Origin of the sequence: Castellaniella hirudinis (assembly GCF_042651965.1) — a bacterium.
GTDB lineage: Bacteria > Pseudomonadota > Gammaproteobacteria > Burkholderiales > Burkholderiaceae_B > Castellaniella > Castellaniella hirudinis.
Genome location: NZ_JBHSDY010000003.1, coordinates 312,834 through 327,001 on the forward strand (window position 1 = coordinate 312,834; position 14,168 = coordinate 327,001).

Consider the following 14,168-nt stretch of genomic DNA (forward strand, 5'->3'; position numbering starts at 1 on the left):
TATATATTCCCTGGGAAATCAGAAATGAAAAAGCCGCGGCTGATGGCCTCAGGGTCCGGATCGCGGCGTGCAATGGGCAGGGGGGTATCCATGGATTTGACGCGTCTTTCTCTCGAGCAACTGAGCGGCGGCCTGCGCCGGGGGGAATGGTCTGCCGCCGACCTGGCGCGGTGCTGTGCGGACAACCATCAACGGCATGAACCGGTTCTGCAGGCTTACAAGACCTGGAACGGCGAGGGCGCTGCCGTCACGGCGGGCCTGGCGGATCAGTTGCTGGCGCGCGGTGTCGATCTGGGGCCGCTCATGGGCTTGCCGGTGTCGGTCAAGGACTTGTATGCCGTGCGCGGCCTGCCCACCTTTGCCGGTTCGGTCGAGGCGCTGGGGGCGGCCTGGGAACAGCCTGGTCCGCTGATGGCCGGGCTGGAGCGCCAATTGGTGCCGGTCATGGGCAAGACCCATACCGTGGAGTTCGCGTTCGGCGGCATCGGCGTGAATGCCCATTGGGGTACGCCGCGCAATCCCTGGAAGGTCGCGGAGCATCGCATTCCCGGGGGCTCCAGTTCGGGAGCGGGCGTCTCGCTGGCGCAGGGTTCCGCCGTGCTGGCCCTGGGTACGGATACAGCAGGTTCCGTGCGGATTCCCGCCTCGGTGACTGGCCAGGCCGGTTTGAAGCTGACGCATGGCCGCTGGCCGCAGGAAGGCATCGTGCCCCTGTCCCCCAGCCTGGATACGCCGGGCATTCTGGCGCGTTCGGTGGAGGACCTGGTGTTCGGCTTCCGCGCCATCGAACAGGGCTTGGGCCGTGCGCCGGCGCCGATCATCGCGCCGGAGGCGCTGTCCGGCCTGCGCCTGGGCCGGGTGGATGCGTTCTTCCTGGACGGGGCCGATCCCGCCGTGGTGGCGGTCTACGACCGGGCCATGACGCAACTGGCGGCCCTGGGCGCGTCCGTGCGCGGTGCTGAATTGCCTGGCTGCAACGACGCTTACGATATCTTCCGTCAGGGCGGGCTGGCGGCCCCCGAGTTCTGCGCCTTTCTGAAGGCCGAGCTGCCCGGTCGGATGGATCGCCTGGATCCGGTGGTGCGCTTGCGCGTCGAAGGCGCCGCGTCCTTGTCTTCAGTCGATTATCTGCTGCGGGTGCGTGCCCTGCGCGAGGCCGCGCAACGGGCGCTGCCCGTGTTCCGCACGGCGGACGTGCTGGTGACGCCGACCGTGGCCGTCACGCCGCCGCGCCTGGACGCGCTTCAAGACCCCGAGGCCTACCGCCACGCCAATATGCTCGTGCTGCGCAACACCAGCATTGCCAATCTGCTGGGCCTGTGTGCCGTGACGTTGCCGATCGGGCTGGATGCCCAGGGCCTGCCGGTGGGGCTGCAGTTGATGGCTGCGCCGTGGGCCGAAGAGCGCCTGTTGGCGGCCGCCCTGTTGATCGAGTCCCATTTGGGCAAGCCCGCCGATGTGCTGGGCGCCCCCGATTTTCTGCAGTGAGCTGTTCCTTCTGTGCATTACCCCCCCATCGAATCCATAAGGAGTGAGACATGACCCGTTTCCCTATCGCCAAGCTGTCCCTGGCCATTGCCGGCGCCCTGATCAGCGCTTCGCCGGTTCTGGCAGCGGATTACACCTTTACCTTCGCTCACGTGCTGACCGAGCAGACGCCCAATGCGCGCGCTGCGGTCAAGTTCAAGGAGGAAGTCGAGAAGAACTCCAACGGCCGCATTGAAATCAATGTCCGGCCCGCCGCGCAGTTGGGCGGTGACGTGGAAATCATCGAGCAGACCCAGATGGGCCTGGTGCACATCGCGATTCCGCCGACCGGCAACCTGGCCAACTTCGAGCCCAAGATGTATCTGTACGACCTGCCCTACCTGATCCAGGGCGAGCAGTCGATGAAGCAGTTGCTGGACGGCGAAGTGGGCCGTGAACTGCTGGACACGCTGGAGAAGAGCGGTCTGCATGGCGTGAACTACTGGGGCGCCGGCTTTCGCAACATCACCAACAACATCCGCCCGATCAACGAGCCCGCGGACCTGAAGAACATCAAGATGCGCACCCTGCAGGCGCCGGCCATCCTGGCGACCTACCGGGCCTGGGGCGCCAACCCTACGGCCATGGCGTACACCGAGGTCTATAACGGCCTGCAGCAGGGCGTGGTCGAGGGCCAGGAAAATCCGCTGGCCAACATCGATTCGATGAAATTCTACGAGGTGCAGAAATACATGACCCTGACCAGTCATGTGTATCACAACTACGCCGCCGTGATGAACAAGGGCGCCTGGGAATCCCTGCCGGCGGATCTGCAGAAGGTCATGGCCGACGCCTTCGACGTTGCGCGGGATTACGGCCGTGAGCTGACCCGGGAAGACGAGGGCAAGATCCTGGAGAAAATCAAGGGCCAGATCCAGATCGTCGAGCTGACGGACGAGGGGCGCCAGAAGTTCATCGAAAGCTCCAAGCCGATCTACAAGCAGTTTGAAGCCAACATCACGCCGGAATTGCTGCAGCGCGCGATCAAGGCCGCCGCAGTGAACTGAGCCGATCTGAACTGACCCGATCCTTTTCAGGAGACGCCCATGCTTGCAGGAATCAATCGGTGCCTCGACCGCATCGAGTCGTTTGCCATGATCGCGCTGATGCTGGTGGCCACGTGCGTGGCCATCCTCCAGGTCATCGCCCGCTACGTGTTCAACAACTCGCTGTACTGGTCCGAGGAGACCGTGCTGTACGCGCTCATCATGATGAGCTTCCTGACCTGCAGCATGGGCGTGCGCTACGCGGCCCACATCTGCGTCGAGGTGCTGCCCCTGCTGGTGGGCCCCCGGCTGGCCCGGGGGCTGCTGTATCTGGCCAACATCCTGGGCCTGATGTTCGCCGGGGTGCTGCTCTATTACGGCGGGCGCCTGGCCATCAACACGCTGAACATGAACCAGTTGTCTCCGGCCATGCGCGTTCCGGTCGGCTATATCTACATGGTCATTCCGATCTCGGGCACCTGCATGGGACTGAGATACCTGTGGATCCTGTGGTGCATGATCACGGGCAAGGAATACAAGCCTCTGAGCCTGGGCATGAGCTCGGCGGGCTGAGCCCGGCCGATCCTGGACCTTCGTATAAACGGATAGAGAGATCCCATGATTGCCGCTCTGGTTCCCATTTTCTTCGTCTTGCTGCTGTTCGGCCTGCCGATCTTCGCCTCTCTGGCGCTGGCCGTGGCGCTGGCGCTCAAGAGCTTCGGCACGATCGACCCGCTGGTCGTGCCCATGCGTATGTTCTCGGGGATGAACAACTTTTCCCTGATGTCCATCCCCTTCTTCATCCTGGCCGCCGAACTGATGCGCATCGGCGGCCTGTCGGACCGGCTCATCGGCCTGGCCCGCGCCCTGATCGGCTGGCTGCCGGGCGGGATGGCCGCCGCCACGGTGCTGGCCTGCCTGTTCTTCGGCTCGATCTCGGGGTCCAGCCCCGCGACCGTGATCGCCATCGGCAGCATCATGTATCCGGCGCTGGTGGCGGCCGGCTACAACAAATTCTTCGCCATCGGCCTGATCACCACGGCCGGCACGCTGGGCCCGATCGTACCGCCCAGCATCGCCCTGATCATCTATGGCTCGGTCACCGGATCCTCGGTGGGCAAGCTGTTCGCCGCAGGCGTGCTGCCGGCCATTCTGATTGCGACCCTGCTGATCGTGTACTGCTGCTGGTATGCGACGCTGCGCCGCTATCCGCGCGAGCCCTTTCCCAGCCTGAAGCAGATCGGCGAAGCCGTCAGCCGGTCGCTATGGGGGCTGGGCCTGCCCGTGCTGCTGCTGGGCGGTATCTATTCCGGGCTGTTCACGCCGACGGAATCCGCAGCAGCGGCCTGCCTGTACGGCTGGTTCGTGGGGGCCGTGATCTATCGCACGATCTCGCTGTCGGCCACGCTGACGATTCTGAAGAACTCCGGTGTGCTGTCGGGCACCCTGCTGCTGATCACGGCGGGCGCCTCGGCGTTTTCCTGGATCCTGGCGAGCACCGGAGCACCCACCAAGCTCGCCGCCGAGGTCCTGTCCGGGACGACTTCGCCGATCATCATCCTGATGCTGTTCAATCTGATCATGCTGGTGGCGGGCATGTTCCTGGACAGCGCCTCGGCCATCATCGTGCTGGCGCCCCTGATGCAGCCCATTGCCGCCCAGGTCGGCGTGGACCCCATCCACTTCGGCATCATCACGCTGGTGAATCTGTCGGTCGGCATGTTGACGCCGCCCGTCGGGCTGAACCTGTTCGTGGCCATGTCGATTTCAGGGATGACGCTGTTCCAGGTGTTCCGGGCGGCGCTGCCGACCATCGTCCTGATGGTGGTCGCGTTGATCATCATCACCTACGTACCCTGGTTCAGCCTGGCCTTGCCCAAGCTGATGTATTGAGCGCTCTGATGGGCGCAGTCCGCGGGCCTTCCAGTGGTCGAGGGTCCGCCGTAGCATGAATGTCCCGACAGGAGGATTCACGATGGAACAACAGGCTGAAATCTTTGCCGCAGGCAATTACCGCTACGTACCCAGCGGCGTCATGCAGTATTCGGGCGGCGCCGCCGCGATGCCCGGCTATGCGATCCGGCGTGTGGTGTTTTCCCGCCCCGTGCCGCTGACCGAAGGCTTCGAGCGCATCGCGCAATGCCTGCAGGCCGAAGGCCGCCCCTTGACTGCGCTGTGCGGCTGCGAGCTGCGCTCGCCGGGGCAGTTCTCCGAGGAAGGCTTCGTGCGCTTCAATACCGAGTACGTCGGGACGTTGCAGGCCTGGGGCATTGCCAGTGATACGGTCAATCCTGTGCCGCGCAGCAATGTCTGCCCGCAGGTGGACCCGCCGGCCGTGCCGTCCTTTTACGCCTTCAGCTACACCGTGCCCAGCGACGTCGACGAGCGCAGCTTCGTCGTCGCCGGCAGCAGCGAGGTGCCCGAAGGGCATGCCAACTACAAGGACCACCTGATCGCCTATCAGGACATCTCGCCCGCAGGCATGCGCGAAAAAGCTCGTTGGGTGCTCGGTGAAATGGAACGGCGCATGCGGGTGCTGGGGTATGCCTGGGACGACTGCACCAGTTCGCAACTCTACCTCGTGCACGATCCGCATCCGTTCCTGGAGGACGAGTTCGCGCGCCGGGGCGCGATGCGTCTGGGTCTGACATGGCACTTCGTCCGCCCGCCGGTGGTGGACATGGAATTCGAAATGGACTGCCGCCGCGTCCTGCTGGAACGCGTCCTGCCGGTCGAAGCCGTATGAGGCGCGTCGTTGTCCTGACCACCGGCGGGACCATTGCCAGCCGGCCGGGCCCCGAAGGCCGCAACGTCGCGGGTGCGCTGCCGGGGGCGGAGTTGCTGCGCCCGGTGCCCGGGATCGAGGACCTCCAGGTCGAGGCGCATTCCTTGTTCCAGAAGGCCAGCAACGCCGTATCGCCGGAAGATCTTCAGGTGCTGCGCGCCGAGTGCCAGCGGCTGATCGCCGCGGGCGGGGTCGACGGCATCGTCGTCACCCACGGCACCGATACGCTGGAAGATACGGCTTACTTTCTGGAATGCGGCGTGCAGACGCGCGATGTCGTCCTCGTCGTGACGGGCTCGCAGCGCGTGCCGCATGCGCCGGGCACCGACGCCTATACGAACTTGCGGGATGCCATCCGGACCGCCGCCTCGCCCCAGTGCCGGGGGCTGGGCGTGCTGGTGGTGTTCAACGAGACCGTCCACTCGGCTGCGTTCGTGCGCAAGGCCAGCAGTTTTCAGCTCAATGGCTTCGAATCCCCCGGACTGGGCTGCCTGGGCTTTGTCGATGGCCAGGACGTGCATCTCTATCAGCAGCCCCGGCGTCAGCCTTTGCTGCAGGCTTCATTCGGCGCCTTGCCTCAGGTCGAGATCGCAGCCGCCAGTCTGGGGGCCAGCCCCCTTGCGCTGCGCGCCCTGATCGATGCGGGTGTGCCGGGGATCGTGCTGGAAGGCACGGGACGCGGCCAGGTGCCGCCCTCCTGGGTGCCCGAAGTCGAGCGGGCCACCCGTGCGGGTATCGCGGTGCTGGTGTGCAGCGCCACGCTGCATGGGGCGGTCCTGCCTTGCTACGAATATCCGGGTTCGCTGCATAGTGTGCAGGAGGCGGGCGCCCTGGGTGTCAGCGGCCTGTCCGCGCGCAAGGCGCGCATGCGGCTGATGCTGGCGCTGGCCTGCCTGGGCGGCCGGGCCGACCGCGACGCCCTCCGGCCGCTGTTTGGATGGGGCGCCGACCGCGACGCTTGAACCGGGCGCCTCCCCCGCTTTTTGATCACTATTGACGTACACGACATCATGCACACATTCAATATCGCCGTGATTCCCGGGGACGGGATCGGCAAGGAAGTCATGCCCGAGGCGCTGCGCGCGCTGGACGCCCTGCAGCGCCGGCACGGCCTGGACCTGCGGTTCGAGCCTCTGGATTGGGCCAGCGCCGACTATTGGCAGCAGCATGGCGACATGCTGCCCGCCGACTGGTTCGAGCGCCTGCAGGGGTTCGACGCGATCCTGTTCGGGGCGGTGGGTTGGCCCGACGTGATCCCCGATCATGTGTCTCTGTGGGGCTCGCTGCTGAAATTCCGCCGCGAGTTCGACCAGTACATCAATCTGCGGCCCGTGCGGCAGATGCCCGGCGTGCCGGCGCCCCTGGCGGGCCGCAAGCCGGGCGAGATCGATTTCCTGGTAGTGCGCGAGAACACCGAGGGTGAATACACCAACCTGGGCGGCCGGATGTACGCGGGCACCGAACGCGAGATCGTGATCCAGGAGTCGGTCTTTTCCCGCCATGGGATCGACCGCGTGCTGAGGTACGCTTTTGAACTGGCACGGCGGCGCCCCCGGCGCGCGCTGACCTCGGCCACGAAGTCCAACGGCGTGGCGATCAGCATGCCGTATTGGGACGAACGGCTGCAGGCGATGGCAGAACATTATCCGGACGTGGCCTGGGACAAGCACCACATCGACATTCTGTGCGCGCGTTTCGTGCTGCAGCCGCAGCGTTTCGACGTGGTGGTGGCCTCGAACCTGTTCGGCGACATCCTGTCCGACCTGGGGCCGGCCTGCACCGGCACGATCGGCATCGCCCCGTCCGCCAACCTCAATCCCGAGCGCCGCTTCCCCTCGCTGTTCGAGCCGGTGCATGGCTCGGCGCCCGATATCTACGGGCAGAACATCGCCAATCCGGTGGGTATGATCTGGTCGGCCCAGATGATGCTGGAATTCCTGGGCGAGCGGGATGCCGCCTGCCAGGCCGCCGCGGGCGAGCTGATGACGGCCATCGAGCAGGTGCTGGAACACGGTCCGCACACCCGCGATCTGGGCGGTTCGGCGAACACGACCGAGATGGGTCGCGCGATTGCGGAGCGTCTGGGTTAGCGCGAGGCGGCTCCGATCTCATCCATGAAGACCCGGCACAGGGCTTCCATGCCGCGCTGGTCGTCTTCGTCGAAGCGGCCCGTGACGGGGCTGTCGACGTCCCAGACGCCCAGCAGCGAGCCGTCCGCGCGCACCAGCGGCACGACGATCTCCGATTGCGAGGCCGAGTCGCAGGGGATGTGTCCCGCGAAGGCGTTGACGTCGCGCACGACCTGGGTCCGGCGGGTCTGGGCGGCGGTGCCGCAGACGCCGGAACCGATGGCGATGCGGATGCAGGCGGGTTTGCCCTGGAAGGGGCCGACCACCAGTTCCGTGCCGTCGTACAAGTAGAAGCCCGCCCAGTTCAGTTGCGGCAGGCTGTCGAACACCAGCGCGCTGAAATTGGCTGCGTTGGCGATCAGGTCGGGTTCCCCCGAAATCAGGCCGTGCGCCTGGGCGGCCAGGTCGGCGTAGTGTTCCGCTTTGCTGGCGTAGGTCTGGGGGGCGAAATGGAACATCTGGATTCCGGGAGCATGAAGAGAGAAAACCCTATTGTAGGGCGGCTGTCCGTCGGCCTGGGGATCACGTGATGATCGCTATCACTGTCACTATATAGCGCATCGGGGCCCGCCTGGCTTATCCTGTCTCTGACGTCAGGAGAACCGCCCATGGATACCGCCGAACTGCCGATCGCCGCCCTTGTGCATGAGCACGGGGATGGGGCCGATGCCTTGATGCGAGCCTTCGTCGAGCGTCAGTCGCATGCGGGGCTGGATGTGCGCGGCCTCGTGACGGAGCCGGGCGCCGTCGGCGCGCCCCGGTCCCGGCGCGGCTTGCGGGACGTCCGGACCGGCGAGATATTCCATATTTTTCAGGATCTGGGCGCGGGCTCGCAGGCGTGCTGCCTGGATGTGTTCCGGCTGGCGGCTGCCAGCGCCGCGCTGCGTCCGGCCGGGGACGGCCGCCCGGACCTCGTGGTGGTCAGCCGGTATGGCCGCCAGGAGGCGGGCGGCGGCGGTTTCGCCGCGGAATTCCTGGCCCTGATGGCGGAAGGCGTCCCGGTGCTGACCATCGTCGCCGGCGAATTCCTGGAGGACTGGCGGCGCTTTACCGGCGGCCTGGGCGTCGAACTGCCCGTGGATGCCGATCGGCTGCACGCGTGGGGCGCCCGGGTGTGTCGAGCGGGCGTGATCGTCGGCGTGGCTGGCTAAGTCGGTCTGTCCTCGGCGGATTGATTCCCGCCGGTTCCGTGTATATTTTCCCTTGACGGCACATTTCCTGGCGCCGGACATGACACGCAAGGGAGGCGCGGTTTGTCCGATTCTCGCGGCACGGGTCTTCGCGCCAGATTGCTCGACAGCCTTCGGGCCCGCCTGTTCCTGGCGGTCCTGGCGGCCATCGTGCCAATCCTTGGCGGCCTGGGCTACTACGTCTGGTATCAGTATCAAAGCCTGGCGAGCGAAAACGAGCGCGAGGCCGAAACTCTGGTCAGCATGACGGCGGCCTACGACCGGGCGCTGATCAACGATGCCAGCGACGTGCTCCACACCCTGGCGAACTCTCCCATCCTGCGCCAGGAGCGCTGGGGCGAATGCCGCGGATACCTGGCGTTCCTGCTGGGGCGCTTGCCGCGCTACCTGAACCTGGGCGTGACCGACGCCCGCGGCTATCAGGTCTGCTCGGGCCTGCCCGACCCGGACCCCAACGGCGCCTATCTTGGCGATCGGACCTATTTCCGCAAGGCCATCGAGCAGGCCGAGGTCACGCTGAGCGGCTTCATCATCGGGCGGATGTCCAATCTGCCCACGATCGTGCTGGCGACGCGCGTGCCGGGGGATTCGGGGGTCAATAGCGGCGTGGTCTTCGGAGGCATGAACCTGGGCTATTTGCGGGCCAGTGCGGCCATGCCCAATTTGCTGCCCGGCGGGCGCCTGTGGATTCTGGACCGCGAGGGGCACGTGCTGCAGAGCGTGCCGGATGATGCCAATCACTTGGGCGAACGGCTGGATCCGCATCCCGTCGAGTCGGCCGATCTGGTGCGCGACTCGTATCAGGACGCGGACGGCCGCCGCTGGACCGTGTTGTCCATGACGGCCGGCCCCCGGGACGATCCGCACGGGTTGTCGGTGCGCTACGAAGTGCTGGACTCGACGCTCTACGCCGAGGCGCGCCGCGCGCTGTGGATCGGGGTGTTCTTCATCGCGCTGCTGCTGTGCGTGGCGGTGCTGGCGGCCTGGAACCTGATGCAGTGGGCGACCGTGCAGGATCTGACCGAGCGCGAGATGCTGAGCCGTGGTTTGCGGGAACGCGAGCGTCTGATCAGCCAGTTGATGGACGTCACGGCGGAAGCCATCTACGGGCTGGATGCGACGGGTTGCTGCATCTTTGCCAACCAGGCTTGTGCGCATCTGCTGGGCTACGACCATCCCGACCAGTTGGTGGGACAGCACTTCCACAAGCTGATTCACTACCAGCACGAGGACGGCCGCCCCTATCCCATCGAAGAATGCCGCATGCATCTGGCGCTTGAGCAGGGGCAGGGGATACACGTGGACGACGAGGTCCTGTGGCGCCGCGACGGCACCTGTTTTCCGGCCGAATACTGGTCCTATCCGATCTGGCAGGACGGTCGGCTGGAGTTCTGCCTGGTGACCTTCCTGGACATCAGCGAGCGCCGGGCGCAGCAGCGGGCGCTGGCCTACCAGGCCGCGCACGACCCCCTGACCGGACTGTTGAACCGGGGCGAGATCCTGCGGCGCCTGCAGGCGCGCGTGGAACAGGACCCCGAGACGCCCTGGACGCTGGTCATGTCCAATCTGGATGGCTTCAAGGAGGTCAACGTGGCGCTGGGGCACGAAGCGGGCGACCGTTTGCTCCAGGCGGTCGCGCAGCGGCTCGATGGACTGCTGGACGCGTCGTGCGCGCTGGCCCGGTTGGGCAGCGACGAATTCGCCTTCTTGCTGGACACGGGGAACGAGGATCAGGCCCGGGCGAAAGTGCTCGTCCTGCTGTCGGTGCTGCGCGAACCGTTTGCGTTGAACGAACTGCAGATCCGCATCAGTTGCAGCTTCGGCCTGGCCCTTCATCCCGGACACGCCCGCGACCCCGATGAACTGGTCCGCTGTGCCGACACGGCCATGCGCCGCGCCAAGCGCGACGGCCTGGGGATCGCCGTGTTCAACCCTCAGGACAGCGTCAGCGTCCAGGACCACCTGCTGCTGCGGGGCGAACTGCGTGCGGCGCTGGCGCAGGGCCAGTTCCTGCTGCATCTGCAGCCCAAGATTTTCCTGAACGGCGGCGAGCAGACCCGGGGCGCGCCGATGGGCTTCGAGGCGCTGGTCCGCTGGCAGCATCCCGAACAGGGCCTGATTCCGCCGGGCCGCTTCATCCCGGTGATCGAGGTCAGCGACCTGATCCATCCCTTTACGCTTTGGGTCGTCGATCAGGCCGTGGCCTGTTGCGCCCGGCTGCAGGCCATCCATCCCGGTGTCGGCATGGCGGTGAACGTCTCCGCCCGGAATCTGCTGGACGGGGCGTTCCCCCGACAGGTCCTGGATGCGCTGCGGCGCCATGGGCTGGATCCCGCGCTGCTGGAGCTCGAAGTCACGGAAAGCGCCATCATGGCTGATCCCGCCCGGGCGCTGGACAGCCTGCATGCTTTGCATGCCCTGGGGGTGCGGCTGTCGATCGACGATTTCGGCACCGGCTATTCCTCGTTCGCCTATCTGCACCGGCTGCCCGTCGACGCGCTGAAGATCGACCAGTCCTTCGTGGCCGGCATGGCCGCCGACGCCGACATGCGCGCCATCGTGCGCTCCATCATCGAGATGAGCCACACCCTCGGCCTGACGGTGATCGCCGAGGGCATCGAGACGCGGGAAACGCTGGACCTGCTGTGGGGCATGGGCTGCGACGTCGGCCAGGGTTATTTCATCGGGCGCCCCGCGGCCGAGTCCAGCGCCGTGGCCTGGCTGCGCGATCGCTGACCGCTACGGGCCGTATCTGGCGTTTCATTGACGCGGGTCGACTGGCACGGTCGGGAAACGTGCTATCAATCGTGTCTTCGTGATGGTCTCGGGAACGTTGCCATGTCAGACAGATCGGATGCGGCGGCCCGGGAGGCCGTGAACCAGAATGCGCAGGGCTTGATGCGCTTCCTGCGGGAATATCCGCCTTTCGACCAGATGGAGCCGGCGCACGTGGGCTGGCTGATCGAGCGGCTGCGGCTGCGGTTTTACGAGGCGGGCCAGGAGATCGCCGCCCCCGGCGACGGACCTGCCGAGGCGTGGTATCTGATCCGCCAGGGCGAGGTCGCGGGGCGCCGTCCCGAGGCGGGCGCCGACGCCGGCACGGCGCCGACGCCGCCTGCGGGCGCTGCGTCGGCCGAGGGTTTCGTCCTGGGACCGGCCGACGCTTTCCCGGTGGCCGCCTTGCTGGCGCACCGGCCCACCCGCACGCGCTATCGCGCCGTGCAGGATACATTCTGCCTGCAGATGGATCGGTCGGATTTCGTCACGCTGCTGGAACGGTCCGAACCGTTTCGCGCCTTTGCGCTGCGCGGGGCGGGCAGCCTGCTGGAGCGGCTGCACCAGCGCACGCGCCAGGAAGCCGCAGCCGTTCAGGTGGACGGCTATGTTTTCGATCAGACGCTGGCGGCGATCATGGCGCGCGACCCGGTGGCCTGCCTGCCGGATCTGCCCTTGTCCCAGGCCGTGCGGCGGATGCACGAGCGCCGGGTGGGCAGCATCGTCATCACGGATGGGAATCGCCGTCCCGTGGGGGTCTTCACCCTGCGCGACCTGCGTCGTGAAGTGGCGGACGCGGTGGGCAGGCTGGACGCGCCGATCGGGACGTTCATGACGCGCGAGCCGGTGTGCCTGCCGCCCGAGGCCGCCGCCTTCGAGGCGATTCTGCTGATGGCGCATCGCCGCATCGGACATTTGTGCATCGTCAAGGACGGCGTCCTGACGGGCGTGGTGTCCGAACGCGATTTGTTCGCCTTGCAGCGGATCGGCGTCGTGCATCTGGCGCGGGCCATGCGCCAGGCCGAAGACGTCGAGACGCTGGCCGTGCTGCGTGCGGACCTGGCCCGGACGGTTTCGGGCATGCTGGCGCACGGCGTCGACGCCTTGCAGGCGCTGCGCCTGATCGCCCAGATGAACGACCACGCCACGCATCGCGTGATCGAACTGGCCTTGCGGGACGTCGGCGATCCCGGCGTGCCGTTCGCCTGGCTGGCGTTTGGCAGCGAGGGCCGGCGTGAACAGACACTGCTGACGGACCAGGACAACGGGATGTTGTTCCAGGCCGCGACCGACGCCGAGGCGCGCGTGCTGCGCGAGGTCCTGCGCCCGCTGGCCGAGGCGGTCAACCAGGGGCTGGACCGCTGCGGCCTGCCGTTGTGCCGGGGCAATGTCATGGCCCGCAATCCGGCCCTGCGGCTCTCGGCGCTGGAATGGGAGCGCTGGTTCGCCGAGATCATCCGGCGGCCCACGCCGGAAAACCTGCTGCAGGCGGTCATCTGTTTCGATCTGCGGCTGCTGTGGGGCGAGGACAATGGCTTCGAGGCGCTGAGCCGGTCCCTGCTGGACCGGGTGGCGGATTCCCCCCAGTTCCTGCGGATGCTGGCCGAGACGGCCCTGCGCAACCAGCCGCCGTCCGGCGGCCTGTTCGAGATCGCGGGCGGCGCCTGGAAGGTCGGATCTTCGGGCTTCGACCTGAAGACACAGGCGCTGACGCTCTTCGTGGACGCCGCCCGGGTCTTCGCCCTGGCCGGCGGCATTGCCGAGACCTCGACAGAGGGCCGCTTGCGGGCGCTGGCCGAGCGCGGCGTGCTGAGTGCGCGCGACGTCGGCACCTACGTCGAATCCTATCGCTATCTGCAGTCGTTGCGCCTGCGGCAGCATCAGGCGCAGTTCCATGCGGGCGCGCCCGCGTCCAACCACATCCAGCCGGGATCGCTCAATGCCCTGGACCGGCGCATCCTGCGCGAGGCCCTGCGCCAGGCCGCCGACCTGCAGAAGCTGCTGCGCTACAGCTATCGCCTATGAAACACGCTGTGCTGCAAGCCGCCGGGCCGTGCTTGGGCGGTCGGTCATGTGGATGAGAAAACGCGAGGTCTGGCGGGATCGGGCGTTCCGCGACCATCCGGCCGTGGTCTTTGACCTGGAGGCCAGTGGCCTGGACCCGCGGCGGGACCGCATTCTGTCGATCGGCGCGGTCCGTATCGAAGGCCTGGCGATCCCCCTGGGTCGCCAGTACGACCGGACCCTGCGCGCGCCCGGCCCGCTGGGCCTGGTCAGCCGCTTGTTTCACGGCCTGACGCGGGCCGACCTGGAGCGTGGCGCGCCGCCGCCGGACGCTTTGGCGGGGCTGCTGGATTTTGCAGGCGATGCGGTGTGGCTGGCGTTTCATGCCGGTTTCGACTGCGCGCTGCTGAGCCGAGCGCTGAAGGCGCACCTGGGACGGCGTTGGGATCTTGAGGTGCTGGACTTGGCGGTGCTGGCGCCGATGCTGTTCCCGGACCAGGCTGCGCGGCTGGGTCCGCACGCGGGCCTGGATGCGTGGGGTGCGGTCTTCGGGCTGGTGGCCGAGGCTCGCCATACGGCGGTCTCTGATGCCCTGCTGACGGCGGAACTCGTCCTCGTCGTCCTGAGCCGGGCGCAAGGCCGGGGCCTGCGCACCTGGGGCGAGCTGGCGGCGGCAGCGCGCGCCTGGCGGGCTGGCCGGATGGGCACGGGCGGTCCGGTTTTCTGATCCGGTGCGTCGCGCCGTATGATGAGGGCCGTGCGGCTCCGTGCT

Annotated in this window: 12 protein-coding genes; 11 read left to right on the top strand and 1 reads right to left on the bottom strand. The window is 66.9% G+C overall.

What is annotated here, in order from left to right; translation table 11 throughout:
* Positions 1-90: 90 nt before the first annotated feature.
* From ACFO0J_RS06615 to ACFO0J_RS06645, 7 genes are all read left to right on the top strand, one after another.
* Positions 91-1,488: an amidase gene (locus ACFO0J_RS06615; protein ID WP_376812260.1), complete on the top strand. Its 1,398-nt coding sequence runs from the start codon at positions 91-93 to the stop codon at positions 1,486-1,488.
* A gap of 50 nt (positions 1,489-1,538) precedes the next feature.
* Positions 1,539-2,534, top strand: a complete 996-nt coding sequence (locus tag ACFO0J_RS06620; RefSeq protein ID WP_376812261.1) for a TRAP transporter substrate-binding protein — start codon at positions 1,539-1,541, stop codon at positions 2,532-2,534.
* A 39-nt stretch (positions 2,535-2,573) separates the two neighbouring features.
* Positions 2,574-3,086: a TRAP transporter small permease gene (locus tag ACFO0J_RS06625; protein WP_376812262.1), complete on the top strand. Its 513-nt coding sequence runs from the start codon at positions 2,574-2,576 to the stop codon at positions 3,084-3,086.
* Between the two features lie 45 nt (positions 3,087-3,131).
* The gene (locus tag ACFO0J_RS06630; RefSeq protein WP_376812263.1) at positions 3,132-4,406 is read left to right on the top strand and encodes a TRAP transporter large permease; all 1,275 of its coding nucleotides are present in this window, start codon (positions 3,132-3,134) and stop codon (positions 4,404-4,406) included.
* Between the two features lie 82 nt (positions 4,407-4,488).
* Positions 4,489-5,259 carry a 2-amino-5-chloromuconate deaminase CnbZ gene (gene cnbZ, locus ACFO0J_RS06635; protein ID WP_376812264.1) on the top strand — a complete coding sequence of 257 codons (771 nt, stop codon included), beginning with the start codon at positions 4,489-4,491 and terminating at the stop codon, positions 5,257-5,259.
* Complete coding sequence (locus ACFO0J_RS06640) at positions 5,256-6,260, top strand: asparaginase (RefSeq protein WP_376812265.1); 1,005 nt, start codon at positions 5,256-5,258, stop codon at positions 6,258-6,260. The genes cnbZ and ACFO0J_RS06640 overlap by 4 nt, the downstream gene beginning before the upstream one ends.
* A 48-nt stretch (positions 6,261-6,308) precedes the next feature.
* The gene (locus ACFO0J_RS06645; protein ID WP_376812266.1) at positions 6,309-7,388 is read left to right on the top strand and encodes a tartrate dehydrogenase; all 1,080 of its coding nucleotides are present in this window, start codon (positions 6,309-6,311) and stop codon (positions 7,386-7,388) included.
* Here the strand turns inward: ACFO0J_RS06645 and ACFO0J_RS06650 are convergent.
* Complete coding sequence (locus ACFO0J_RS06650) at positions 7,385-7,885, bottom strand: GAF domain-containing protein (protein WP_376812267.1); 501 nt, start codon at positions 7,883-7,885, stop codon at positions 7,385-7,387. The two genes, ACFO0J_RS06645 and ACFO0J_RS06650, sit on opposite strands and share 4 nt — an antisense overlap.
* Positions 7,886-8,035: 150 nt before the next feature.
* On the opposite strand from ACFO0J_RS06650, the gene ACFO0J_RS06655 reads away from it, so the two are divergent.
* The 4 genes from ACFO0J_RS06655 to ACFO0J_RS06670 all read left to right on the top strand — a co-directional run bounded on the left by ACFO0J_RS06655 (position 8,036) and on the right by ACFO0J_RS06670 (position 14,123).
* The gene (locus ACFO0J_RS06655; protein WP_376812268.1) at positions 8,036-8,578 is read left to right on the top strand and encodes a DUF2478 domain-containing protein; all 543 of its coding nucleotides are present in this window, start codon (positions 8,036-8,038) and stop codon (positions 8,576-8,578) included.
* 102 nt (positions 8,579-8,680) lie between these two features.
* Positions 8,681-11,353: a bifunctional diguanylate cyclase/phosphodiesterase gene (locus ACFO0J_RS06660; RefSeq protein WP_376812269.1), complete on the top strand. Its 2,673-nt coding sequence runs from the start codon at positions 8,681-8,683 to the stop codon at positions 11,351-11,353.
* A 102-nt stretch (positions 11,354-11,455) separates the two neighbouring features.
* Positions 11,456-13,417: a DUF294 nucleotidyltransferase-like domain-containing protein gene (locus tag ACFO0J_RS06665; RefSeq protein WP_376812270.1), complete on the top strand. Its 1,962-nt coding sequence runs from the start codon at positions 11,456-11,458 to the stop codon at positions 13,415-13,417.
* Between the two features lie 52 nt (positions 13,418-13,469).
* On the top strand, positions 13,470-14,123 hold the full coding sequence (locus ACFO0J_RS06670) for a 3'-5' exonuclease (RefSeq protein ID WP_376812271.1): 654 nt from the start codon (positions 13,470-13,472) through the stop codon (positions 14,121-14,123).
* The last annotated feature ends 45 nt before the right edge of the window (positions 14,124-14,168 follow it).